The organism is Methanobrevibacter sp. (assembly GCF_050872065.1).
Taxonomy (GTDB): Archaea; Methanobacteriota; Methanobacteria; order Methanobacteriales; family Methanobacteriaceae; genus Methanocatella.
This window is the reverse complement of sequence record NZ_JBNMGD010000022.1, coordinates 1-23,159: the sequence shown is the minus strand read 5'-3', so window position 1 is coordinate 23,159 and position 23,159 is coordinate 1. Positions and strand designations below refer to the sequence as shown.

Annotated in this window: 28 protein-coding genes; 17 read left to right on the top strand and 11 right to left on the bottom strand. The window is 29.8% G+C overall.

Annotated features, from left to right (window positions below):
* From rnp3 to rrp42, 7 genes are all read left to right on the top strand, one after another.
* Positions 1–719 (top strand): ribonuclease P protein component 3 (rnp3, locus tag ACR0P1_RS04590; RefSeq protein ID WP_432645237.1); only part of this gene is annotated, 719 nt, incomplete at its 5' end.
* A complete protein-coding gene (locus ACR0P1_RS04585; protein ID WP_432645236.1) occupies positions 709–1,062 on the top strand; it encodes an Rpp14/Pop5 family protein in 354 nt (117 codons plus the stop codon). The genes rnp3 and ACR0P1_RS04585, both read left to right, overlap by 11 nt.
* A 216-nt stretch (positions 1,063–1,278) precedes the next feature.
* Positions 1,279–2,058: an archaeal proteasome endopeptidase complex subunit alpha gene (gene psmA, locus ACR0P1_RS04580; RefSeq protein WP_432645235.1), complete on the top strand. Its 780-nt coding sequence runs from the start codon at positions 1,279–1,281 to the stop codon at positions 2,056–2,058.
* Positions 2,059–2,093: 35 nt separating this feature from the next.
* Complete coding sequence (locus tag ACR0P1_RS04575; protein WP_432645234.1) at positions 2,094–2,795, top strand: ribosome assembly factor SBDS; 702 nt, start codon at positions 2,094–2,096, stop codon at positions 2,793–2,795.
* Positions 2,796–2,815: 20 nt separating this feature from the next.
* Positions 2,816–3,733 (top strand): exosome complex RNA-binding protein Rrp4, encoded by a 918-nt coding sequence (gene rrp4 / locus ACR0P1_RS04570; RefSeq protein ID WP_432645233.1) that lies wholly within the window; start codon positions 2,816–2,818, stop codon positions 3,731–3,733.
* A gap of 24 nt (positions 3,734–3,757) precedes the next feature.
* Positions 3,758–4,453, top strand: a complete 696-nt coding sequence (gene rrp41, locus ACR0P1_RS04565) for an exosome complex exonuclease Rrp41 (protein ID WP_432645232.1) — start codon at positions 3,758–3,760, stop codon at positions 4,451–4,453.
* Positions 4,454–4,464: 11 nt separating this feature from the next.
* Positions 4,465–5,250 (top strand): exosome complex protein Rrp42, encoded by a 786-nt coding sequence (rrp42, locus tag ACR0P1_RS04560; RefSeq protein WP_432645231.1) that lies wholly within the window; start codon positions 4,465–4,467, stop codon positions 5,248–5,250.
* Here the strand turns inward: rrp42 and ACR0P1_RS04555 are convergent.
* The 6 genes from ACR0P1_RS04555 to ACR0P1_RS04530 are packed head-to-tail and all read right to left on the bottom strand — an operon-like array spanning position 5,247 to position 9,336.
* A complete protein-coding gene (locus tag ACR0P1_RS04555) occupies positions 5,247–5,876 on the bottom strand; it encodes a molybdenum cofactor guanylyltransferase (protein ID WP_432645230.1) in 630 nt (209 codons plus the stop codon). The genes rrp42 and ACR0P1_RS04555 overlap by 4 nt on opposite strands.
* 17 nt (positions 5,877–5,893) lie before the next feature.
* Positions 5,894–6,655 (bottom strand): hypothetical protein, encoded by a 762-nt coding sequence (locus ACR0P1_RS04550; RefSeq protein ID WP_432645229.1) that lies wholly within the window; start codon positions 6,653–6,655, stop codon positions 5,894–5,896.
* A 22-nt stretch (positions 6,656–6,677) separates the two neighbouring features.
* Positions 6,678–7,241, bottom strand: coding sequence for a precorrin-6Y C5,15-methyltransferase (decarboxylating) subunit CbiT (cbiT, locus tag ACR0P1_RS04545; RefSeq protein WP_432645228.1), 564 nt, complete (start codon positions 7,239–7,241; stop codon positions 6,678–6,680).
* A complete protein-coding gene (locus ACR0P1_RS04540; protein WP_432645227.1) occupies positions 7,242–7,790 on the bottom strand; it encodes a UbiX family flavin prenyltransferase in 549 nt (182 codons plus the stop codon).
* Positions 7,791–7,800: 10 nt separating this feature from the next.
* Positions 7,801–9,027: an HD domain-containing protein gene (locus ACR0P1_RS04535; protein WP_432645226.1), complete on the bottom strand. Its 1,227-nt coding sequence runs from the start codon at positions 9,025–9,027 to the stop codon at positions 7,801–7,803.
* 12 nt (positions 9,028–9,039) lie between these two features.
* Positions 9,040–9,336 carry a hypothetical protein gene (locus tag ACR0P1_RS04530; protein ID WP_432645225.1) on the bottom strand — a complete coding sequence of 99 codons (297 nt, stop codon included), beginning with the start codon at positions 9,334–9,336 and terminating at the stop codon, positions 9,040–9,042.
* A 339-nt stretch (positions 9,337–9,675) separates the two neighbouring features.
* Here ACR0P1_RS04530 and ACR0P1_RS04525 point away from each other — a divergent pair, with 339 nt between their 5' ends.
* Entirely contained in the window at positions 9,676–10,893 is a 1,218-nt protein-coding gene (locus ACR0P1_RS04525) for an ammonium transporter (RefSeq protein WP_432645224.1), read from the top strand.
* Between the two features lie 10 nt (positions 10,894–10,903).
* A complete protein-coding gene (locus ACR0P1_RS04520; protein WP_432645223.1) occupies positions 10,904–11,242 on the top strand; it encodes a P-II family nitrogen regulator in 339 nt (112 codons plus the stop codon).
* A gap of 163 nt (positions 11,243–11,405) precedes the next feature.
* Here ACR0P1_RS04520 and aroD read toward each other — a convergent pair whose 3' ends face one another.
* The gene (aroD, locus tag ACR0P1_RS04515; protein WP_432645222.1) at positions 11,406–12,083 is read right to left on the bottom strand and encodes a type I 3-dehydroquinate dehydratase; all 678 of its coding nucleotides are present in this window, start codon (positions 12,081–12,083) and stop codon (positions 11,406–11,408) included.
* A gap of 236 nt (positions 12,084–12,319) precedes the next feature.
* Between aroD and ACR0P1_RS04510 the strand changes: the two genes are divergently transcribed.
* The 6 genes from ACR0P1_RS04510 to ACR0P1_RS04485 all read left to right on the top strand — a co-directional run bounded on the left by ACR0P1_RS04510 (position 12,320) and on the right by ACR0P1_RS04485 (position 17,244).
* Positions 12,320–12,847, top strand: a complete 528-nt coding sequence (locus ACR0P1_RS04510) for a hypothetical protein (RefSeq protein ID WP_432645221.1) — start codon at positions 12,320–12,322, stop codon at positions 12,845–12,847.
* Positions 12,848–13,276: 429 nt separating this feature from the next.
* Positions 13,277–14,074, top strand: coding sequence for a sensor histidine kinase (locus tag ACR0P1_RS04505; protein WP_432645220.1), 798 nt, complete (start codon positions 13,277–13,279; stop codon positions 14,072–14,074).
* A gap of 158 nt (positions 14,075–14,232) precedes the next feature.
* The gene (locus ACR0P1_RS04500) at positions 14,233–14,958 is read left to right on the top strand and encodes a hypothetical protein (protein ID WP_432645219.1); all 726 of its coding nucleotides are present in this window, start codon (positions 14,233–14,235) and stop codon (positions 14,956–14,958) included.
* A gap of 12 nt (positions 14,959–14,970) precedes the next feature.
* On the top strand, positions 14,971–15,834 hold the full coding sequence (sucD, locus tag ACR0P1_RS04495; RefSeq protein ID WP_432645218.1) for a succinate--CoA ligase subunit alpha: 864 nt from the start codon (positions 14,971–14,973) through the stop codon (positions 15,832–15,834).
* A complete protein-coding gene (gene hmgA / locus ACR0P1_RS04490; protein ID WP_432645217.1) occupies positions 15,834–17,036 on the top strand; it encodes a hydroxymethylglutaryl-CoA reductase (NADPH) in 1,203 nt (400 codons plus the stop codon). The genes sucD and hmgA overlap by 1 nt, the downstream gene beginning before the upstream one ends.
* A gap of 1 nt (position 17,037) precedes the next feature.
* Positions 17,038–17,244 carry a hypothetical protein gene (locus ACR0P1_RS04485; RefSeq protein ID WP_432645216.1) on the top strand — a complete coding sequence of 69 codons (207 nt, stop codon included), beginning with the start codon at positions 17,038–17,040 and terminating at the stop codon, positions 17,242–17,244.
* Here ACR0P1_RS04485 and ACR0P1_RS04480 read toward each other — a convergent pair.
* The 4 genes from ACR0P1_RS04480 to ACR0P1_RS04465 are packed head-to-tail and all read right to left on the bottom strand — an operon-like array spanning position 17,241 to position 19,584.
* Positions 17,241–17,879, bottom strand: a complete 639-nt coding sequence (locus ACR0P1_RS04480) for a DUF116 domain-containing protein (RefSeq protein WP_432645215.1) — start codon at positions 17,877–17,879, stop codon at positions 17,241–17,243. The two genes, ACR0P1_RS04485 and ACR0P1_RS04480, sit on opposite strands and share 4 nt — an antisense overlap.
* A 6-nt stretch (positions 17,880–17,885) precedes the next feature.
* The gene (locus ACR0P1_RS04475) at positions 17,886–18,335 is read right to left on the bottom strand and encodes a hypothetical protein (RefSeq protein WP_432645214.1); all 450 of its coding nucleotides are present in this window, start codon (positions 18,333–18,335) and stop codon (positions 17,886–17,888) included.
* A gap of 37 nt (positions 18,336–18,372) precedes the next feature.
* The gene (locus ACR0P1_RS04470; protein WP_432645213.1) at positions 18,373–18,528 is read right to left on the bottom strand and encodes a hypothetical protein; all 156 of its coding nucleotides are present in this window, start codon (positions 18,526–18,528) and stop codon (positions 18,373–18,375) included.
* A gap of 39 nt (positions 18,529–18,567) precedes the next feature.
* The gene (locus ACR0P1_RS04465) at positions 18,568–19,584 is read right to left on the bottom strand and encodes a tetratricopeptide repeat protein (RefSeq protein ID WP_432645212.1); all 1,017 of its coding nucleotides are present in this window, start codon (positions 19,582–19,584) and stop codon (positions 18,568–18,570) included.
* Positions 19,585–19,693: 109 nt separating this feature from the next.
* Here ACR0P1_RS04465 and thsA point away from each other — a divergent pair, with 109 nt between their 5' ends.
* On the top strand, positions 19,694–21,337 hold the full coding sequence (gene thsA, locus ACR0P1_RS04460) for a thermosome subunit alpha (protein WP_432645211.1): 1,644 nt from the start codon (positions 19,694–19,696) through the stop codon (positions 21,335–21,337).
* Between the two features lie 508 nt (positions 21,338–21,845).
* The coding region (locus ACR0P1_RS04455) for an Ig-like domain repeat protein (RefSeq protein ID WP_432645210.1) at positions 21,846–23,159 on the top strand (1,314 nt) is incomplete at its 3' end.

Sequence of the window (23,159 nt, the reverse complement as noted above, 5' to 3'; positions counted from 1 at the left end):
TATTTACTATGTTTTTTGATTTAAATATTAAAGGAAGTAGTTTAGAAAATAATATTAAATTAGCTAAAGAAGCTTCTTTTTATGGTTGGAATCATATTAATTTTTCATATAATACAAATAACTTCCCAGATGCATTAGATTTTAAAGAAGAGTTAAATAATTCATTGGAAGATATCATAGACTTTGATTATACTTTAGAAATTAAATCATCAAACATCAATGATATTAGGAAGTCTGTTAATAAATTTAGAAGTAAATCTTCATGTATTTCTGTTGTTGGCGGTGATTTGAAAGTCAATAGATCAACATTAGAAAATATAAAGATAGATGTTTTGTCAAGGCCTTATTTTAGAAGATATGATTGTGGTCTAAATCATGTACTTGCAAAGGAGGCTGTAAAAAATAATGTAGCTATTGAGTTATGTTTTAAAGATGTATTGAAAAGCTATTTGTCTCATAGGTCAAAAGTTCTTTCTAATTTTAAGGATATTTACGTATTATATAGGAAATTTGGATTTCCTTTAATCTTATCTTCAAGAGCAGAATCTATATTTGATATTAGAACTACTAATGATTTTATTGCTTTTTTTAGACAAACTGGTTTAACCGATGCAGAGATTAATAAATCTTTTAAAACAGCAAGTAATATTTTAAAATACAATCAAAATAGGAAAGATTTAATTTTAAAAGGTGTTAGGAGGGTTAGTGATGAAGCTTAAGGTATTACCACCTACACTCAGGAAAAACAATAGGTATCTTACGGTTGATGTTAAAGTTAATTCTAGAATTACTAAAGATGAATTAGTTACAATAATTTGGGATGCATGCACTCGTTTTCAAGGAGAACTTAACACTGCTAATTTTAATTTATGGGTTATGAAATTCTTTGAAATAGAAAATAATGATTATTATAGGTATAGATCAATTATTAGATGTCAAAGAGATTATGTTGATGAAGTAAGGTCTTCTTTTGCTTTAGCTAATAAATATAATGGGAATAGGATTGCAATTACTACTATTGGATTATCAGGTACTATAAAAGCATCTGAAAAATACATTTAGTTACTTTTTGTTATTTTAAAATAGAAAAATATATAAATAATTTATTAATATAAATATCAAATGGATTTATGGAAAAAAGAATAAAAATATTTTAATTATCTACAAATTTGGAAATTAAAATGAGAATTTACCTTTTCATGGAGATTTGGTTTTATTTTTTTATGTAGTTGAACTTTAAAATTTATAAAATATTTATTAAAGATGTGAGGTATAAAAATGCAACCTTTACAAAATGCTGGATATGATAGAGCTATTACTGTATTTAGCCCAGATGGAAGACTTTTCCAAGTAGAATATGCAAGAGAAGCTGTCAAAAGAGGAACTACATCTATAGGTGTAAAATGTTCTGAAGGTATTGTTTTAGCTGTTGATAAGAGAACTACTTCTAATTTAGTTGAAGCATCATCTATTGAAAAAATATTCAAAATTGATGAGCATATTGGAGCAGCTACTTCAGGTCTTGTTGCTGATGCAAGAGCTTTAGTTGAAAGAGCAAGAGTTGAAGCACAAATAAATAAAATAACCTATAGTGAACCTATTCGTGTGACTAGTTTATCTAAAAAACTATGTGACATGTTACAATTATACACTCAAAACGGTGGAGTAAGACCATTTGGTTCTGCTTTAATCATTGGTGGAGTATATGATGGTAAATGTAAATTATTCGAAACTGATCCAAGTGGAGCATTAATTGAATACAAAGCTACTGCTATTGGTTCAGGTAGATCTGCAGCTATGGAAATCTTTGAAGAAAAATACGAAGATGACTTAACATTAGATGGAGCTATTGAATTAGCATTAACTGCTATTAATGAAGCTACCGAACATGACACTACATCTAATAATGTAGAAATAGCTGTTATCAAAGCTGATGATGATAAATACGTTAAACTTTCTCAAGATGAAGTACAAAAATACATTGATGAAATAATTGTTGAAGAAGAGGAAGAAAGCGTAGAAGAATCTGATGATTCCGAAGAAGAAAATGAAGAATAATTATTTTTTTAATAATTAGTTAGGGGGATACTTTAATGGTAAATATTGATGAAGCTATTATCGCTAAATATGAGTACTGTGGTGAACACTTTGAGATATTAGTTGACCCTGATTTAGCAGCTGATTTTAGAAATCCTGATGGTCCAGATGTTGCCATTGAAGACCTTTTAGCTGTTGAAGAAGTTTTCAAAGACTCCAAAAAAGGAGATAAAGCTTCTGACGAAGCTATGAATAAAATATTTGAAACTACGGATCCTATCGAAGTTTCTAAAATTATACTTGAAAAAGGAACTGTGCAATTAACTGCTGAGCAAAAAAGGAGAATGCAAGAAGATAAAAGGAAATTAGTTATTAGTAAAATAGCTAAGGAAGCAGTTAATCCTCAAAATGGTTTACCTCATCCTGTTCAAAGAATTGAGAATGCATGTGATGAGGCTAGAGTTAAATTTGATCCTTTCACTTCTGTTGACCAGCAAGTACAAACAGCCCTAAAAGCTATAAAACCACTTATTCCAATTAGATTTGAAAAAGTTAAAGTTGCTGTTAGGTTGCCAGGAGCTTCTGCTGGAAGTGCTTATTCTGTTATTCATGGATTTGGTGAAATTATTAATGAAGAATGGCAACAAGATGGCTCATGGATTGGTATTATTGAAATGCCTGGTGGTCTTCAAGATAAGTTTTCTGCAAAAATGGCTGAAATTTCTAGTGGAGATGCAGAAACTAAAACTATTAAATAATTTATGTTTATGGGATTATTATGATATATGTGGAGAATAAAGATTTAGTTATTCCTGGTCAGATATTATCTGATGATGAATACTATTCTGGAAGAGGTACCTTTAAAGAGAATGGTAAAGTTTGTTCTTCTTTAATGGGGCTTGTTTCTTTGAGGAATAAAAAACTTAGGGTTATTCCTCTTAAAAGTAAATATGTTCCTAAAAAAGGAGATGTTGTAATTGGTAAAATTAGTGATGTTAGATTCTCAATGTGGAATGTTGACATTAACTCACCTTATTCTGGAATTTTACCTGCTTTTGAAGTGTTTGGTCGTGAAAAGAAAGAACTCAATAAGGTTTATGATATTGGGGATGTTCTATTTTTAAGAGTTGTTGATGTTGATGAAATCAAAAAGGCAAAACTCGGTTTAAAAGGAAGAGGAATGGGTAAATTCAAGGGAGGAATTATAGTAGATATTGCTCCAACCAAAGTTCCTAGATTGATTGGTAAAAAAGGTTCCATGATTAACATGATTAAAGATAAAACTAATTGTAAAATCGTTGTTGGTCAAAATGGTCTTGTCTGGGTAAAAGGTGATAAGGACATGGAACAGCTTACCAAAAATATAATTAATTTAATTGAAGCTGAAGCTCATACTTCTGGTCTGACCAATAAAATTAAAAACAAATTATATTTAGCTATCGATGGAGAGTTACCTCCTGAAGATACAGAAGTTGAAGAAGAACAGGAATTTGTTTTGGAAAAACCTAAACTTCAAGATTTTAAAGAAGAATTAGAACGCGAAGAACGTGAAGCAGAAGAAAAAAAAGAAAAAGGAGATAAACCTAATATTGCTGAAGTTATCGAAGAATTAAAAAGGAAGAATAAAAGTAAAAAAGATAGTGGATTGTCATATGATGATAAATCAAAAAATTACTTTATATTAAATGATAAATAATTCTTCGCAGATTAAGAGGTTGATATGATGTCAGAGTTTATTAGAAAGGACGGTAGGAAATATAATGAATTACGTCCTATTAAAATTGAAGCAGGTGTACTTGAACGTGCAGATGGTTCAGCTTACTTGGAATTTGGTGGGAATAAAATTCTAGTAGCTGTTTATGGTCCTAGAGAATCATATATTAGAAGATTGCTTAAGCCAAATACTGGTGTAATTAGATGTAGATATAATATGGCTCCATTCTCAGTAGATGACAGAAAAAGACCAGGACCGGATAGAAGATCATCTGAAATTTCTAAAATTACAGCTGATGCATTAAGGCCAGCTTTAATGTTAGAAAATTATCCTCGCTCAATGATTGATATTTATATAGAAGTAATAGAAGCTGAAGGTGGAACTCGTTGTGCTGGAATTACAGCTGCTTCTGTTGCACTTGTTGATGCAGGAATTCCTATGAAAGATATTGTCGTAGGATGTGCTGCTGGTAAAGTTGATGATGAAGTGGTACTTGATTTATCTGAATATGAAGATAAAGAAGGTCAAGCAGATGTCCCAATTGCTATAATGCCAAGAACTGGGGAAATTACTTTATTACAAAGTGATGGTGACTTAACTGAAGAAGAATTCCAAAAAGCTATTGATTTAGCTATGGAAGGTTGTCTTAAAGTTAGTGAACTTCAAAAAGAAGCTTTAATGAAAAAGTATTCTACTGAATAGTGAGGGATAATATGGATATAGTACCAGAAATTACAAGACAAAGTATTGCTAATCTTATCAAAAATGACAAAAGAGAAGATGGTAGGAATTTAACTGAATATAGGGACATCACTATTGAAACTGATGTTATCTCTAAGGCTGAAGGTTCCGCTCGTGTAAAACTTGGTAAAACTCAAGTCATTGTCGGTATTAAACCACAACTTGGAGCTCCATTCCCAGATACTCCAGATTTAGGAGTTTTAATGACTAATTGTGAAATGTTACCAATGGCAGATCCTAGTTTTGAACCAGGTCCACCTAGTGAAGATTCCATTGAACTTGCACGTGTAGTTGATAGGGGTATTCGTGAAAGCCAATTAATTGACTTAGATAAGTTATGTGTTGAAGAAGGAAAAAATGTTTGGATGTTATTTGTAGATTTGCATATTATTGATAACTGTGGAAATCTCTTTGATGCATGTGAATTAGCAGTTATGGCTGCTTTGAAATCCACTAAATTACCTGTTGCAACTGTCGTTGATGATGAAGTGGTCATTAGTGAAGATGAAACTTTCGATTTACCAATTAACAATGAATTAGCATTATGTACTTTTGTTAAAATTGCTGATAAGATGGTGATTGATCCAACTTTGGATGAAGAAAGAGTTGCAAGTGCTCGTTTAAATGTTGGTGTTACTAAAGATGGTCGTATTTGTTCAATGCAAAAAGGCGGCGATGAACCTTTATCTAAAGATGAAATTTTCTATTGTGTAAATACTGCAATAGGAAAAGTTAAAGAATTAGTTGAAAATCTTTAGATATCCTCTGGACGATTAAGATTTTTAAATTCTTTTTTTTCTATTTTTTTATTATCAATTAAAATAAATTTTGTATCTATTTTTTCTATTAATCCTTTAATGTGTAGTGTGTCTTCATTTACTAATTTTTCAATTTCAGGAATAATATCTTTTTTATAGATGGAATGTAGAGGCTCTGATGTTTTTAATTTATTGTTATCATTATGATAAGGAACAATAGCTTGGTAATTCTCATCTATCTGTGAAAAAATAGTTTTAATGTATTCTACTGAAACATATGGACTATCGCATGGTAATATTAAAGCATAATCGCTTGTTATTTCCATAAGTCCAGTCATAATTCCAGGTAATGGACCTTTGTTTTTAATTTTATCTTCTAAAAATGTGATGGGGTAAGTGTATTCTTTTGGATTGATAAATTTATTATATTTGTCAATCCTTGTTTGGTCGTTTAAAACAATTATTGCTTCATCAATGTGATTATTTAAAGTAGAAAGTATGTGTTTTATCATAGGCTTATTTTGAATAATCATAGAGCCTTTGTCTTGACCCATTCTTCTACTTTGCCCTCCACATAAAATGATGCAAGATTTAATATTTTCATTGTTTTTAATTGAATTACTCATATTAAATCTCCCATTATCTATTCTGTTACATATACGCTTGCATCTTCATCAAATGGATTAGTACGTATCATCAATGCAATCATATACGGGTGATATTTATTAAGGTATCTTAAATAATAGACCCATTCATGTACTAGAGTATTGTATACTCTGTCCATATCAATATTCAAATGATTAAAATCAGCATCATTTACTAAAGCTAAATCTTTCCTGTGTTCTAATTCTTCATCTAAGTGGAGAATAGCATTGATTAATTTAGTAAATTCCTCTTTTTCAAGTAAATTAGGATTGTTTATTAAATTAATAATAAATTCTCTTTTATTTACAAGTAATTCTCTTAAGTTCTCTAAAAATTCCCGCCTATTTTCCGGTGCAACATCTGCTGTAAAATCAACTGGGGAATTTTTAAGTTCTTGGAGTTTATTTTCATAATCTTCATCCTCCCAATCTTTAATGGATTTTAAGCTATTAGTATTTGCTTTGTATTTGTTAGCAGTACTTAATTGAGTTATTAAATCATTACCCAATTCAGAAAAGAAAGTACTCATGAGCATATCTAATTTTTCAAGCATAGCTTCTTTTTCTTTTCTTTCGATTATGTCTTCAAGTAAGAATGCTACAACAAGAATGTCTACAGGAATAAATCCTAAATGGGTCCAAACATATGAAATAATATGTTCTCCATCTCCCAGTACAAGATAATTTGATCCATAAATAATGATTATTAAAATAACCATTAAAATTGAAAATTTAATCTTCCATTTTTTATGTTCTTCCATTTTATAATCTCCATATATTTTTTTATCTTTTAGTAGCAGTAATAACAGCTATTGGATTTTCACTAATCATCAAAACGCCACGGTCAAGGATTCTTCCATTAGAAACATTAATTTCCATTATTTTCGGATTATATCCTAAATCTTTTAGTTTATTGATTGCTTCAATTTTTGTATCAACTAAAATAGCTGTAATAATAATTCTACCTTTTGAATTTAAGTTTTCATGAATGATATCTATGATGTCTTCAAGCTGTCTGCCACTGCCCCCAACAATGACAATATCAATATCCTTAATATTTTTCAATGCTTTTGAGCCATCATCATTAATTAATGTAACATTATCACCAAGGCCAAATTTTTTAAGGTTTTTTGAAGTCACTTCAATTGCTTCAGGGTTTGTATCAATAGATATTACCTCACGTGCCCTTTGAGAAAATTCGCAAGTAATTCCACCGGTTCCACATCCACAATCAATAACTTTATCTTTGGAGGTAACTCCAGATTTATATAAAATAATTGCTCTAATGGCTTCTTTTGTAGGTCCAGGCACATCGCAGGATTTAATGAAATCATTATCGTTTAACATTTATTCCCACCTTTTAAATAAATTATTTTCAATTTTTAATGAGTCTAAAATCTTTCCAACAATAAAATCAATCTGATCATCAATTGTTTTTGGGTTTGAGTAAAACCCGGGCATTGCAGGTAAAATTGTAGCTCCTTCTTGTGATAATGTTAGCATGTTTTGTAAATGAATGCTTCTAAGTGGAGTTTCGCGTGGAACAATAATAGTTGGTCTTTTTTCTTTTAGACTAACATCTGCCACTCTTGTTATTGTGTTTGCCCCATATCCATTAGCTATTGATGATAATGTTTTCATTGTACATGGGACTATAACTAGGCCATTGGTCTTAAATGACCCACTATTTATAGAAGCAGTTAAATCATGGAAATCATAGTAGTTGTCTGCTAAGTTTATTACATCTTCAACTGTGTAATCTGTTTCTGATTCGATGACAACTTTACTTAAGTCACTCATTACCAGTGCACTTTCAATATTTAATTTTTTAAGAGCTTCAAGAAGTCGTATTCCATATATTACTCCACTTGCTCCTGTAATTCCAACAACTATCATATTTTTTCCTCTATATTAATTTGATTTGATCATAATGAATTCCGTAGTATTTTTCCCTGTCAAGTTCAGGTAGTTCTAAGTAGTTTTCTAATTTGAATTTTTCGAACTTGGATCTTTCATTATTGTCTACGTAAAGGCTTATATCTGGTATATTAAATCTAGCTTTACTTAATGCAGCAATAATATTTGATATTTTTGTTAATGGGTATAATTTTCCATCTACATTAACCTGTGTTTGCATTTCATCAAAGCGAGGATATTCAGCAATATTTATAAATACGTAATCTTTATCAAGATTATAATCTTCAGCAATTTCCTCTTCAGCTTTTCTCAATTTTTTTGATTTAATCTTATACATTTTTTCAGGGAATTTAAAATTATCCAGTCTTATGGTTTTCACTCTTTTCATTAGATGTCTTGTATCCAATCTATTCATGATGTCATTTGCAAATTCATTGTCGCAATGTCTAAATACGCTAATCATTTCAGTGTCGTCATATTTGTAAATATCATTTTCATTGATTATTTTTTCATCAATAATTTTTTTCAATGCTCTTCTAAACATTGAATTGACAATTCTGGTGGTATGGTGTTGGTAAACACTAGGATACATAAAATATCTAGAAACGAGAGCTCCTTCAGCTGCTTGAACTCCTTTAATATCTAATACTAATCCATTTTCTAGTTTTAAGTTTGATATGAGTCTTTCATAATCTATAATACCATATGCTACGCCAGTATTGTGTGAGTCTCTTAAAAGATAATCCATCCTGTCAACATCTAGTTCGCTTGAAACGATTGGGCCAAGATGTCCTTTTCCATTAACGATATCTACAATTTCGTTAACGTCAAATTTTTCTTCCAGTAAATCTCTCATGGATGTCTTAGTGACAACAAATTTAGTTAATTCCTCATGGGGGACAGATAAAACACCCTCAGATACATGTGAAAATGGGCCATGACCAATATCATGCAATAGTGCTGAGGCTCTGATTAATTCTATTTTATCTTTTTCCAATTCAAGCTCTTCTGCAAGTTTTGAACCTAAATTCATTGTTCCAATTGAATGTTCAAATCGAGTATGTGTTGCCCCAGGATAAATTAAACTGATCAAACCTAATTGTTTAATTCTTCTTAGACGTTGGAATTGTGGCATATCCATAATTTTTACTTCAAAATCGTTTAAGTTAATGTCACCATAGATACTATCTCTGATAAATTTTTTCTTTTCGTTCATTTTATCAGCCTCTTAATCTTCGTAGGTTTCAATCCATTCTTTATCGGTAGCATTCAAATTGGTTATATTGTAGTTAGTATTATCTGTAGTGTTATTTGTAGTGTTTGTAAGATTTATTTCAATTTTTGGAATTATAGTTGGAACTTTATTAATGTAGTTCGGTTCAAATGAATCATTTTTAATAGGAATTAATTTGTATGAATCAGGTGAATCATCTATTGTTAGATTAGCAAAGGCAGAACTAATACCAAATGCAAGAAGTGCAATAACTAAGAACACTATTAATTTTGCTTTAACTGAATCTTTCATAATAACACTTTTATTTAATTTTATTTAGTATTTTGTTTATACTAGTATTATCTTTTTAAAAAGATTATATTTAATATTTTCTTAAAATATTACTTTTTAAACTTATGATTCCCTTAATTTTGAATGAAAATATATTATTTCCAAGGATTGTGCTTTTTTTAGCATTTTTAATCAATTGTAATTTTTTATGTATTGATGTTTCAGATTGTAAAAGTTTATATATGATGGAGTCTAATATTATTATGCCGGAATAATACTTCCGACAGTTAACTTCCGATATTTGGAATAGATGAAAATATTGGATAATTTTTATAATTTAATTTAAGAGATTTGATATAAATGGTTATGTTTAGTGCAGGTGACACTGCATGGGTTCTTGTTTGTACAGTTCTTGTACTTTTAATGAGTATTCCAGCAGTAGCATTTTTTTATGGAGGATTAAGTAAAAGGAAAAACGTTTTGAATACCATTTTTTTAACTTTTATTGCATTTTCAATAATTAGTGTAATATGGGTTATTTTTGGTTATCAGTTTGCATTTGGAGCAGATATTGGGGGATTTATTGGTTCACCAACTAATTTCTTCTTACAAGGAATTGGTCTTGATGATTTAAGTGGATCTATTCCAACATTATTATTTGTCATGTTCCAATGTGCATTTGCAGGATTAACATGTGCAATCATGTCTGGAGCTTTAGTTGGAAGAATGAAAACAAAAGCTTGGGTCATTTTTACTATATTATGGATATGTCTTGTTTATGTCCCTATTGCCCATTGGGTATGGGGAGGAGGATGGTTAATGCAGATGGGTGCTCTTGACTTTGCAGGAGGTGCAGTTGTTCATATTAACTCAGGTATTTCAGCATTAGCTGTCGCATTAGTATTAGGAAAAAGGAAAAACACTTCATTAATTCCACATAATTTAGGATATGCTGTTTTAGGTGCAGCATTACTATGGTTTGGATGGATGGGATTCAATGGAGGATCCGGTTTAGCTGCAAATGGACTTGCGGCAAACGCAATTATTGTATCTAATGTTGCAGCAGCAATGGGTCTTATTGTCTGGACAATGATTGATACATATCTTGTTGGAAAACCAACAGTTTTAGGTGCAATCTCCGGTGCAGTTGCAGGACTTGTTGCTATTACTCCTGCAGCAGGATTTGTTGATGTTTATGGTGCATTAATTATTGGTGCAGTAGCTCCATTGGTATCTTACTTTGCAGTATATTACTTAAAACCAAAACTTGGTTACGACGATGCATTAGATGTATGGGGAATACATGGTATGTCTGGTGTTTGGGGAGCAATTGCAACTGGTATCTTTGCAGTACCTGCAGTAAATGGAGTAGCAGGTTTAATTGCTGGAAATGCTAATCAAGTTGTAATACAATTAATAAGTGTAGTAGCTACTATCGTTTATGCATTTACAGTAAGTTTTATCCTTGCTAAAGTGTTAGATAAAGCAATGGGAGGAATTAGAGTCGATGAAAGTGATGAAATTGGTGGATTGGACACTAATCTTCACAAAGAATCTGCATATAACTTCAATTCATAAGGTGATTTAAATGAAACGTATTATTGCAATTATAAGACCTGAAAAATTTGAAGATGTGAAAAGAGGATTAATTGAAGTGGGTTGTGAAGGAATGACTGTTTCTGAGGTAAAAGGAAGAGGAAGTCAGCAAGGTGTCAAAGAATCTTACAGGGGTTCAAACTTTTGTATTGATTTGATTCCAAAAACCCGTATTGAAATTGTTGTCAATGATGATAGATTGGATTTAATCGTTGATAAAATTGTTAAAGGAGCATATACCGGAAACATTGGTGATGGTAAAATTTTCATACAATCCGTTGAAAATGTAATTAGAATTAGAACACAAGAACAGGGGGACGAAGCAGTGTAGTTCCCTAAATAAACTAAATGTATTTATCTACTTCCTAGGAAATAATTTTTTTAAATTATTTCCTTTTTTTTAAAATTAATAAACACTAATTTTTGTCAGAAAATCAGCAATGTTGTTGACATAACATTATTAGGTGGAACTTATTTTATTCAATTCTTTTGAATCATTGATCCATTATGTCCAAATCCATATTAAGTAATGCTTTCATGGTTTCAATATCAATTTGTCCAGGAGCAGTCACATCAGTTCCAGCAGCAAAAGTAATTGGAGAATTAAATTTTGAAGCCATAACTCTAGTATAACTTCCTAAATCGCCCATAGAAATAGCAATTGTATCTTTACAATGGGAAAGAATAGCTAAAATTGTTAAAGTATCGTCAAGATTCTGAGGCATAAATGCAACTTTAGCAATATCTCCTAATGCCTGTTCTTTTTCAACGATATATGTTATTTCACTTAGTTTTGGTGTTTTTTCAAAATCGTGGTAAGAGACAATTGTTGTAATGTCGGTGTCATGAATTTTGTTAATGTACTCATCGTTGCTTTGAAGTTCGATATCTACATAGTCAACTAAATCGCAGCATTCATATAATATATTGAATCTTTCTTCTTCTGTACCTTTAAAAAATCCACCTTCGGAGGTTATTCTATTTGTAGCAATCATTGGAAAATTAATTTCTTCGATTGTCTTTTTTATTTCATTAATATTTGGATTTTCTAGAGCATCTATTCTAAATTCTAAAATATCTGCCCCTTTTTTAATACAATCATTAGCTACTTCAATTACCTTTTTACAATTCTCTTGAAAAATAGGAATTGCGATTTTTGTTTGAGAATACATTATATTATATATTAGTTTATTCTTATTAATTAATTTTTTTTAAAATGTTGAATATATTTATTAGATTTATTTTATAACATCCTCTTTCAATTGAATATTTTGTAATATAACAATGTTTATATATTCATGTTTGATATATATAAATATAATTTGATAAAACACGGAAAAAATTAATTTTTAATGCTGGAGATATAAGGGAATATAATGTTAAATTTGATAAAAGTACCTATTCTATCATGATTACTAAAAATAATGATGGAGAATGGTTTACTCCAAGCACTATCACTTATGATGTTGAAGAATACAATGGATTTTTAAAAGAAACATCTATGAACTTAGATATCATTACTCCAGTAAATAATTTCCAAGATTATGCTTTTGTTTATTCAAAAGTATTTATTCCAGAATTAGACATAACTACTCATAATGATATTATTGGATTAAGTTATGGAGATTCTTATAAATATTTAAAAAATGATGTTTTTCCTATTTTTAAAGAAGTTTACCAGACACATGAAACAAAAACCTTACACATGTATTTTGAAGATAATGATGGTTATGTAAAATACTTATTTTTCGAAATTGTTTTTGATAATAATAATTTATTAATATTTATTAACAACAGTACTGATCCATTACTTAGATCTCAGCAGGAAATTACCTCAGAATCTCATGAACCTGATAAGTTTTATGTATATGTTAAAGATACCAATAACAATGACTATTTCTGGGGGTCTCCTATATATAGTCTATTGGAAATGTAAAAACAACCAGATGATTTTAAAAGAGATATTATCTATGATTTAATTGTTCCAGAGGATAAAGAATTATATGAATTTTTATTGGATAGTAATGCAATGGATGGAGATAATATCCTCCATATTAAGACAGAAAAAGGCACAAATAAAACTTTAAAAATTATTGCAAAACACTTGCACAATAATGGTGCTTTGTCACATATTGTTGTGTATATATGATATTACTAATGAGGATATTGAGAAAAAAGATAATCTTCTATCAAATAGACTATTAACAAAAATTCAAAATTAGGATTTGCTACATTAATTAAAAAAACAAACGGAGAATATGTTGTAACTAATACATTTTATGATATACTACATAGTCCTAAAAAAGATATTCATGAATTGTTTAAAGATTTTAAAAATAATATCTTAAATAAGGACGACCTGATAATGGTTCAAAAATTTGAATTAAATGAAATAAACTATTTTGAAAAAGTAATTGAATATAAATCCCCATTTTATCATAAAACACAACAGTTATTCCTATATCTAGAAACCTATGAAGATACTACTAATAAAATTTCATTTATAAATATTAAAGATGTAACTGATGAATATGAAAAGGAAAATGAGTTAAAAGTATTACTTAACGACCAGAAAGTTTTAATTAAAGAGGTTCATCATAGAGTTAAGAATAATCTGCAAATTATTTTAAGTTTACTTAATTTGGAATTAAGATTCCATGATGGTGATTATGAATGGATTTTAAATAAAACAAGAAATAGAATTTCAACAATGGCTACAATACATCAACAAGTTTATGATTCTTCAGATTCAGCTCATGTGGATGCTTTAAAATGTACAGAAGTATGTTTGCAAAAATTATTCGGATCAGACAATTCAAATATCAAGTTCCATTTGGATGTTGAATCTCATGAGTTGAGTATGGATAAGGCAATACCATTCAGTTTAATTTTAAATGAGTTAGCAATGAATTCAATTAATTTTGCTTTTAAAGAAAATGAAGAAGGCAATTTTTATGTGAAATTCGGAGTATATGATGATATGTATGAATTAGATATTTGGGATGATGGTGTAGGACTTCCTGAAGGTACAGATATTAAAAATCCGAAAACATTAGGTTTCACAATTATTAAAAGTCTTATTAGTCAGTTAGATGGTGAATATAATGAGTTACCATTGTCCAAAGGTTTTGGTATTAAAATAATATTCAAGAATGTTATTTAATTTAGTTTATTCAATAAATTCAACTAGTTTTAATTCAAGTATTTTTTCTAAAAAATGGAAGCTGAAAAATAATACTTAAATAAATTAAATAACAAATAATATACCAATAAAATTTAATATTTTATTTATTTTAAAAATCAATTATTTAAGGTGTTAATTTGAAAATTACAGCTATAGGTGCAGATATATCTAGTAATGATGTATCTTGTAGTACTATGCTAGTAGAAACTATTGAAAAAAACCTTCATAAAGTTAAAGAATTAGGTGCAAGAGATGTTGTTTTAAGTAACGTCACTGGTGATGATGTTGTTGTAAGTGCATTTGTTGAAGATGATTTACTTGAAATTATAAATGAAGGAATTGTCAATGTTTTAAAAGAAAGTGCAGAGAATTTAGGAGATTTATCTGGAATTTCATCAACTCCTGAAGGTGCTGGTGAAGGAATTTCTTATGCTGAAGCAAATATTAGGCAAGATAGATATCCTGATGCTATTGTTTTAGGTTTTGATACTTATGGTGGAGAACCATTTGTTGCAGATGTTGCTAATTCAGCAATTGATGCTGCAAAAGGAATGAAAAATTTAACTGATGTATCTGATTATATTGAACCTAAACTAAGAAAAATACCTGGTGTAGGTTATGTTTCACCGGAAACTGATGATCCGGTTGTTGTGGCTACAGTTGAAAATATAGAATCCGTTGGTGTAATAGCTAGTGCAATGATTGGAGCCGCACTTGGAAATAAAAATGTTTATTTAGTTAAAAGAGGAACAAATTGTAACGTATTGCCGGGTAGCGTAATATTTTCAGCTACTGCAGTTATGAATGGAAATATAATTGATTTGGCTGTTCCGTTTGAAAATAAAACTAGAATATTAAGATAGGAGCTATTAATTATGATTTTATTAAATGAAGATACAAAATGTTTAGTTCAAGGAATAACTGGTAAACAAGGTTCATTCCATACAGAACAAATGTTAAATTACAATACGAATATTGTTGCGGGAATTACTCCAGGAAAAGGCGGACAAATGTTTTTAGACCAAGTTCCAATTTTTAATTCAATAGAAGAAGCAAAAGAAAAAACTGACATTAATGCTTCAATTATTTTTGTTCCAGCAAAATTCGCAAAAGATGCAGCATTTGAAGCAATAAGATATTTAGATTTAGTTGTTATAATATCAGAACATATTCCTGTTCATGATAGTATGAAAATCATGGCATATGCAAAACAAATGGGAACAACTGTAATTGGTCCGAATACTCCAGGAATTATTTCCCCGGGTGTTGGTAAATTAGGTATTATGCCTACTCATATTTTCAAAAAAGGTAATGTGGGTTTAATCTCAAGAAGTGGTACCTTAACATATGAAATTGCTAGTGAACTCACTAATGCAGGAATAGGTCAAAGTACTGCAGTGGGTATTGGTGGAGATCCAGTAACTGGAGATAATTATGTTGATATCCTAAAAAGATTTGAGGAAGATGATAACACTGATGCTGTTGTTTTAATTGGTGAAATTGGAGGGACTGCAGAAGAAAGGGCTGGAAAATTCATTACAGAAGAAATGACAAAACCAGTTGTATCTTACATAGCTGGAAGAACTGCACCACCAGGTAAAAGAATGGGACATGCAGGAGCTATTATTCAGGGAAATTCTGGAACTGTAGAAAGTAAAACTAAAGCTTTGAATGAAGCTGGTGTTGAAGTAGCTGTAAAACCATCTGAAATTGTAGATTTACTTAAAAAGGTTATGTAATGTCAAATCAAGAAATTATTGATAAATTATTAAACGGTGAAATGAAACTTTATCAAGTTGATAAGGAAGTTTCAGCAAAAGAAGCGACAGATATCAGAAGAGAATTTTTAGAGCAAAAATATTCTATTAAATTGGATAATATCTCAAAATATACTCTTGATATGGAAAGGGCATCTGCTCGCAATATTGAGAATTCCATTGGAGTATTACAACTTCCTATGGGTATAGCAGGACCATTAAAAATAAATGGAGAATACTGTAATCGTGAAGTATTTGTACCACTTGCTACTTCTGAAGGAGCACTCGTAGCTTCTATTAATAGAGGTGCATCCACTATTACTGCATCAGGAGGTGCAAATGTAAGAGTAACATCTGATGTTATGACTCGTGCACCCGCAATTAAATGTAATGGGGTAAATGATGCATTAAAAATCAAACAATGGTTTATTGATAATTTTGATGAATTAAAAGCTATTGCAGAAAGTACTACTTCTCATGGTAAATTAATTAAAATTGATCCTATTTTAATAGCTGGAAGCTATGTTTATCCAAGATTTGTTTTTTCAACTGGAGACAGTATGGGAATGAATATGGTAACAATTGCTTCTGAAAAAATATTGGATAAATTAGCACAGGATACCAGTGCAACTCATATTGCATTAAGTGGTAATGTTTGTGTTGATAAAAAGCCTGCTGCCATTAATCTTATTGAAGGAAGAGGAAAAAGTGTTATTGCAGAAATATTAATACCAAAGGATATTGTTTCAAAAAAACTTAAAACTACAGCAGAGGCAATTGTTGAAGTAAATACTGCTAAAAATTTAATAGGTTCAGCAGTAGCTGGAAGTATGGGATTTAATGCACATTATGCAAACATGGTTGCAGCTATATTTTTAGCAACTGGTCAAGACCCAGCACATGTTGCTGAAGGTTCATTGGGAATTACAACAGCAGAAAGCAGAAATGGAGATTTATACTTTTCTGTTAACTTACCTGATTTACCAGTAGCTACTGTAGGTGGAGGAACAAGTCTTGAAGTTGCTCATGAAGGATTAGAAATCCTTGGTGTCGCAGGTTCTGGTAAAGCACGTGAATTTGCAGAAATTGTTGCATGTACTGTGCTTGCAGGGGAATTATCTCTTGTTGGGGCATTAGCTGCAGGACACCTTGCAAGGGCTCATCAACAACTTGGAAGAGGATAATATGGATGATTTTCTTGAGGAAGTTTATCCGGAAATTACTCTTGAAACTGATGATATTATAATGGAAATATCCATAAAAAAAGATTATTCTCAAATTAAAGATGAGGATATGAGAAAAAAAGAATTTATAAAAGATTTAAATGATTTTATAAAAGAATTTGAAGAAACACCTGAATCTTTAGATTTTATGAGATATTTCGATGATTAGTATTTGGAATCTATTTTTTCAAATACTTTTTTAATATTTACTTTTGTTTCAAAACAACCTGTTTTATCAAGTAATACTCCTTGAGGGCAGAAATCGGATAATAACATCATCATTTGATTTAAATCTTCATGGCAGGCTATACCAAGAACCGCTTTGAAGTTATTTTCTCTAACTATTTTTTTAACGAAACTTGATCCTGGAACAATATATAATTTGTATCCTTGGGGTTCAGATTTTTTCTTAATAACTCCAATACCACATAGTCCACATTCAATACAGTTCAATCCTTCTTTTTGAAGTGTTGCAGGACAGTTTTTATGTCTTAAACAATGTGGTAGGAAAATTAATGTTTTTTCAGCTGGAACAGATTTAAATTTTTCTTTATTCAATTCATCTCTAACCTTAATCGCAATATCATCAATTAAGTGTTCATCAAGTTTTAGAAATTTTGCCATAGATTTAAATGGGAAATATAGTGAATCAACAGCAAATAAGATGAATCTTGGAAATTTAATTTTGTTTTTTCTAGCTATTAAGATTCCTAAAATTAAAACTACAATAAATGATATTATTATAATAATAGCTAATAAAACTACTAATTGTCCTAAAAATGTATAAAATGAATCAATAAACATATTATCCTAAAATTTTTCTATTGTGAAATTATCAAATTCTTTATTTAATTTGATTCCTCTTTGGGTTTTTATTATTTTAAGTCCAGATAAACTGTCACATGAACATAATACATTTTGTTCAGGATGAGTTCCAGGAATAATGTTGCAATTAAGGTTAACTTCATCTCCAATGGATATAACAGTTTCTAAACGTTTAGTTGATGGGTGGTCTTTATTTAAAATTACAAGTGGGGAAGATTCTTCACGGCTGAGATATGCTTGTGATCTGATTGCTCTTTTATCTTTTTTAAAGTTAGATACAGCGATAATATCATCGGATTCTAAAAACTGAACTATTTCTTCATTATCTTGTGTTGCAATGAATAGCATTTTATCATATGCTACTTTAACAATTCCTACCATTCCGGTTTCTCCTTCAAGAAATAGTATTTCATCGTTCTTAAAATCAATGTTCATATTATCACTTAAAAATAAAAGAAGAGAGTAAATAAATTTACTCTGCAAGTTCAACATTGTCACTTTGGCAAGATGGACAAATTACTTTTTTTCCAAGACCTTTAAAGGAATTTCCACAGTTTTTACAATGGTATTTTTTTGTTTTTAATTTTTTTAAATCAATATCGGCCATTGGCCCTCCACTTGAGCACATTAAAAATCACCTTTAATATTATCTATATATAATATATTATTAATGATTTATGATTATTTTAAGATTTTTGATTTTTTGAAGAATTGTTTCATCATGTGTTAAATCATATTGCAGTTCATAGAAATACAATGCTTTATTTAAGTCTTGTTTTTTATCATATTTGTTTGAGAGATTATCTAATCTTTTTATGATAAATGGATTGACATCAATTTGTATTTTTTTACTTTCAATTAGCTCTAAACATTCTTCTAAACTTAATTCGCTATTAATTCCTTTTGATTTTATGTGTTGGAGTTTTGTATATACAATAGGATTTAGTTCATATTTTACACTATAGTTATATAATGCAGCGGCAACTTCAAAATTCATCTCTTCCATGTAATACTGCCCTAAATTTCTATAGCATCTGGCAATATCATGTGGATAATAAGCATATTTCAATGCCTGGACGGTATATATGAAAAACTTATTAAAATTCGGTGCTTTAACTTTATAAATATCAGATAGTTCTAAAAGTATTCTTGCAGATACGGGGTTGATTTTTAATGCTTTTTTAAGATATTTCTCAGCATTTTCTAAATCTTTTTTCTGTGAAAGTAAAAACCCGTATATATAATATAAGTCAAGTACTGGCTGATTATAAGGTATGTGTCTGACTGTTTTTTTAGCACCAATATATTCATTGAATATGTCTTCTTCTAATTGATTTGTAAAATAATGATATTCATTTATGGAATCATCTTCAAAGGGTGGTTGAAAATTTTTCATAAAATTATCAAGTTTATCTAATGCCTCGTTATATTTTCCATTTTCAATAATTGGAAAAATTTCTTCTAAAATATCAGTTATAGGAGTCTCATTTTCTGCAATTTCAATGAATTCCATTTTTTCTTTGTCATTTAAACAATCCCATAGCATACGGGAGAGTTCCCTGGTAATTTCTACGCTATATGGGTGGTCTTTATATTTTTCAATTAGTGAGACTAAATATTTTCTGTTTAAATCCTTATTCTCACCTAAATTTAATTTGACTTTATTTATTATTTCATTATACATTAAAACACCATATAAGTAATCTTTTTATATAACTTCTAATCCATATTATATATGTATAAAAACTTAGTTTTATATTATTTTATTTAGAAAATTTTGAAGGTGAATAAAAATGGCAAATCAACCAGTTTTTATCCTTCCTGAAGGAACTGAAAGATATTCTAAAAGAGATGCTTTAAGAATGAATATCACTGCTGCTAAAGTATTAGCAGGTATTGTAAGAACTACTTTAGGTCCTAAAGGTATGGATAAAATGTTAGTTAATTCATTAGGTGATGTAACTATAACTAATGATGGTGCAACTATTATGAGTGAAATGGATATTGCACAACCTGCAGCTAGAATGCTTGTGGAAACAGCTAAAAAACAAGAAGAAAATGTTGGAGATGGAACTACTTCTGTTGTTGTAATTGCTGGTGAATTATTAGTTAAAGCTGAAGAATTATTAGAAGAAGGAATCGCAACTTCTGTTATTGTAAAAGGATATAGGAATGCAACAAAAAAAGCTGTAGAACTTTTAAAAGATATAGCTATTGATGCTGATGATAAAGAAACTCTTAAAAAAGTAGCTGTCACTGCAATGAGTGGTAAAGGATCAGATTATGCTAAAGAACATTTAGCGGATCTTGTTGTTGATGCAGTATTAAGAATTGAAGAAGATGGTAAATCTGATATTGAGAATATTAACATTCAAAGAGTTTCCGGCGATTCTGTTGAAGATTCATTTTTAGCTGAAGGTATTGTAATTGATAAGACTCCTGTCTCTAAATCCATGCCTAAAGATATTGAAAATGCAAAAATTGCTATCATGAAATATCCTATTGAATTAAAAGATATTAACACTGATACTAAAATTGATATTACCAGTCCTGAACAATTTGAAATGTTCTTAAACAATGAAGAGCAAATGATTAAGGATTTAGTGGACAAAGTTGTTGACTCTGGTGCTGACGTATTATTCTGTCAAAAAGGTATTGATGACATGGCAGAACATTACTTGAAAAAAGCAGGAATCATGACTTTCAAAAGAGTTAAAAAATCTGACATGGAAAGAATTGCAAAAGCTACTGGTGCTAAATTAGTAACTGACATTGAAGATTTATCTGAAGACAAATTAGGTTCTGCAGGTCACATATATCTTGATAAAGTATTTGATCATGAATTAACATTCATTGAAGAATGTGAAAATCCAAAAGCTTCTTCCATTGTCCTTAGAGGCAGTACCCGTTACGTAACCGAACAAATCGCAAGAGCAATTGATGATGCTTTAGGTGTAGTTGCTGCTACAATTGAAGAAGGAAAAGTTCTCATCGGTGGAGGAGCATGTGAAGTAGATTTAATAAAAAGATTAAGAGAATATGGTGAAACCGTAAACGGAAGAGAACAATTAGCTATTTTAAAATATGCTGAAGCACTAGAAGTTATTCCTAGAACCTTAATTGAAAACGCAGGTTTAGACACCATTAACTTAATCGCTGATTTAAAAGCAGCTCATGAAGACTCTAATTTAATCGGCATTAACGTATTTACTGGTGAAGTTGTAGATATGAGGGAAGCAGGTGTTATTGAACCTTTAAGAGTAAAAATCCAAGCTTTACAATCTGCAGGTGCTGCTAGTGAAATGATTTTACGTATCGATGATATGATTGCAGCAAGAAATGCTCTTAATTCTACCGGGCCTGATGAGTCTGGTAATGATGCAAGTGGTATGCCTCCTATGCCTGGTATGGGTGGGGGAGTGCCTCCAATGATGTAAAATTAATTTATATTTTACATCTTTTATTCTCTTTTTTTATTATGGATTTTGAATAATTCTGTGTTTTTTTATAGGTTAGTATAGGAGTTATTTTGTTCTTTTGATATTTTTGTCTTTTTTGTTTATTTGGTCTTATTTTTGGATATTTCCTATTTAATTTGTTGTTTTTTATTTTAATAGGAATAAGAGTAACTATTTTTTATTATATGAGTTATAATTGTGTCTTATTTTATATAATAAGCATTGATATCAGTGTTTATAGATTTACATTGTTGGTTATCGTGAAATATTATTTGATATCTTTTAATCGTTTTATAACTTAATTTAAGTGTATTTTTACTTAATATTTAATTTTTGTAGTATTTTAAACTTATTTTTAAAAATTAAACTTATTTAAGTTGATTTAGCAAATAAAAAGCTTTATATAGGATATTTGTATATAAATATTGTTGAAGTGAGACAATAGTCTCATGGATATTTTTAAAAATTGTTATGGAGGTAAAATATTTTGAACAAACAATTATCATTGGCTTTTCTTTTTGTGCTTGTAGCAGCATTGTCTGTGAGTGCAATTTCAGCTAGTGATGTAAATGTTACAGATTCCTACATTGATAGTGTAGGGGATGACATATCAGATGTCTCAGTACCTATGGATAATACTGGTTATTCATCAGTGCTTTCTGTATCTAATGAGTCAAATGTTGATAATGAGTCATCTGAATCTGGAAACTCAAATAATTTATCAACTAACTCGGATAGTAACTCTAAAGATGATGTTTTAGATGAAAATTCTACAATAGATCCATCTAAAACTGTTAATTCAAAGGATGTTACTAAATATTATAAAGGAAGTACCAAATATACTGCAAAGTTTTTTGACAGTCATGGTAATCCTTTAGCGAACATGGATGTTACAATTTATGTAAATAAAGAGGCGTATGTTAGAACAACTGATAGTAATGGAGTTGTTTATTTAGATATTAATCGTAACCCTGGAACATATACTATTGTTGCGGAAAATCCGATTACTAAATTTAATTTAACTACGACTTTTAAGATCTTATCTACAGTTACTGCGAGTGATGTAACTAAAGTTTATGCTGATAGTAAATATTTTTATGCAACTTTTTTAACAAGTGATGGAAAAGCTTTAGCTAATACCGAAATTAAGTTTAAGATTAATGGTAAAACATACATTAAGAAAACTAATGCTGACGGTCTTGCTAGACTTTCATTGATTAACCTTAAACTTGGTACATATGAGATGATTTCTTGTAATGTTGATGGTTTAAATATAACTAACATTGTTAAAGTAGTGTCTAAAACTAGTTCCAAACTTACTACTAGTGAGTATACTTTCCTTTCAGGAGAAAGTAAAACTATTAAAGTTACATTGAATAATGGTTTAGGTGCACCTAGTGCTGGTAAACTTATTAAATTTGTAGTGAATGGTAAGACTTATACTAGTCAAACTGATGCTAATGGTGTAGCTTCACTTAAGTTACCTACTTTAAAAGCAGGTATTTACACTGTGAAATATAGCTTTGATGGTGATGAATTTTATACTGCATCTAGTGCATCTAATAAGTTGATTATCCTTCCAAGTAATACTGCGACTTTTACAGTTAAAAGTACTACTACTTTTGGTAAAGGATCAGGTACTCGTTTCTTGGTTGAGTTAAAATCTGGTAGTGTTCCTTTAGCTGGTAAAAATGTTGTTTTTACTGTTAATGGTAAGTCTTATACTAAGACTACTAATAGTGATGGATTAGCTGCTTTATCTACTGGTAGTTTAGATCTTGGTAAGTATGTTATGGCTTAT

Coding starts and splice junctions, on each gene's coding strand:
- ACR0P1_RS04555 (WP_432645230.1), bottom strand. CDS start 5,876: ATGAGTAATTCAATTAAAAACAATGAAAATATTAAATCTTGCATCATT.
- thsA (WP_432645211.1), top strand. CDS start 19,694: ATGGCAAATCAACCAGTTTTTATCCTTCCTGAAGGAACTGAAAGATAT.
- ACR0P1_RS04535 (WP_432645226.1), bottom strand. CDS start 9,027: ATGAACGAAAAGAAAAAATTTATCAGAGATAGTATCTATGGTGACATT.
- psmA (WP_432645235.1), top strand. CDS start 1,279: ATGCAACCTTTACAAAATGCTGGATATGATAGAGCTATTACTGTATTT.
- ACR0P1_RS04480 (WP_432645215.1), bottom strand. CDS start 17,879: ATGTTTATTGATTCATTTTATACATTTTTAGGACAATTAGTAGTTTTA.
- sucD (WP_432645218.1), top strand. CDS start 14,971: ATGATTTTATTAAATGAAGATACAAAATGTTTAGTTCAAGGAATAACT.
- ACR0P1_RS04505 (WP_432645220.1), top strand. CDS start 13,277: ATGGTTCAAAAATTTGAATTAAATGAAATAAACTATTTTGAAAAAGTA.
- ACR0P1_RS04525 (WP_432645224.1), top strand. CDS start 9,676: ATGGTTATGTTTAGTGCAGGTGACACTGCATGGGTTCTTGTTTGTACA.
- ACR0P1_RS04485 (WP_432645216.1), top strand. CDS start 17,038: ATGGATGATTTTCTTGAGGAAGTTTATCCGGAAATTACTCTTGAAACT.
- cbiT (WP_432645228.1), bottom strand. CDS start 7,241: ATGTTAAACGATAATGATTTCATTAAATCCTGCGATGTGCCTGGACCT.
- rrp42 (WP_432645231.1), top strand. CDS start 4,465: ATGGATATAGTACCAGAAATTACAAGACAAAGTATTGCTAATCTTATC.
- ACR0P1_RS04470 (WP_432645213.1), bottom strand. CDS start 18,528: ATGTGCTCAAGTGGAGGGCCAATGGCCGATATTGATTTAAAAAAATTA.
- ACR0P1_RS04585 (WP_432645236.1), top strand. CDS start 709: ATGAAGCTTAAGGTATTACCACCTACACTCAGGAAAAACAATAGGTAT.
- rrp41 (WP_432645232.1), top strand. CDS start 3,758: ATGATGTCAGAGTTTATTAGAAAGGACGGTAGGAAATATAATGAATTA.
- ACR0P1_RS04510 (WP_432645221.1), top strand. CDS start 12,320: ATGATTACTAAAAATAATGATGGAGAATGGTTTACTCCAAGCACTATC.
- ACR0P1_RS04520 (WP_432645223.1), top strand. CDS start 10,904: ATGAAACGTATTATTGCAATTATAAGACCTGAAAAATTTGAAGATGTG.
- ACR0P1_RS04530 (WP_432645225.1), bottom strand. CDS start 9,336: ATGAAAGATTCAGTTAAAGCAAAATTAATAGTGTTCTTAGTTATTGCA.
- rrp4 (WP_432645233.1), top strand. CDS start 2,816: ATGATATATGTGGAGAATAAAGATTTAGTTATTCCTGGTCAGATATTA.
- aroD (WP_432645222.1), bottom strand. CDS start 12,083: ATGTATTCTCAAACAAAAATCGCAATTCCTATTTTTCAAGAGAATTGT.
- ACR0P1_RS04550 (WP_432645229.1), bottom strand. CDS start 6,655: ATGGAAGAACATAAAAAATGGAAGATTAAATTTTCAATTTTAATGGTT.
- ACR0P1_RS04465 (WP_432645212.1), bottom strand. CDS start 19,584: ATGTATAATGAAATAATAAATAAAGTCAAATTAAATTTAGGTGAGAAT.
- ACR0P1_RS04475 (WP_432645214.1), bottom strand. CDS start 18,335: ATGAACATTGATTTTAAGAACGATGAAATACTATTTCTTGAAGGAGAA.
- ACR0P1_RS04575 (WP_432645234.1), top strand. CDS start 2,094: ATGGTAAATATTGATGAAGCTATTATCGCTAAATATGAGTACTGTGGT.
- ACR0P1_RS04540 (WP_432645227.1), bottom strand. CDS start 7,790: ATGATAGTTGTTGGAATTACAGGAGCAAGTGGAGTAATATATGGAATA.
- hmgA (WP_432645217.1), top strand. CDS start 15,834: ATGTCAAATCAAGAAATTATTGATAAATTATTAAACGGTGAAATGAAA.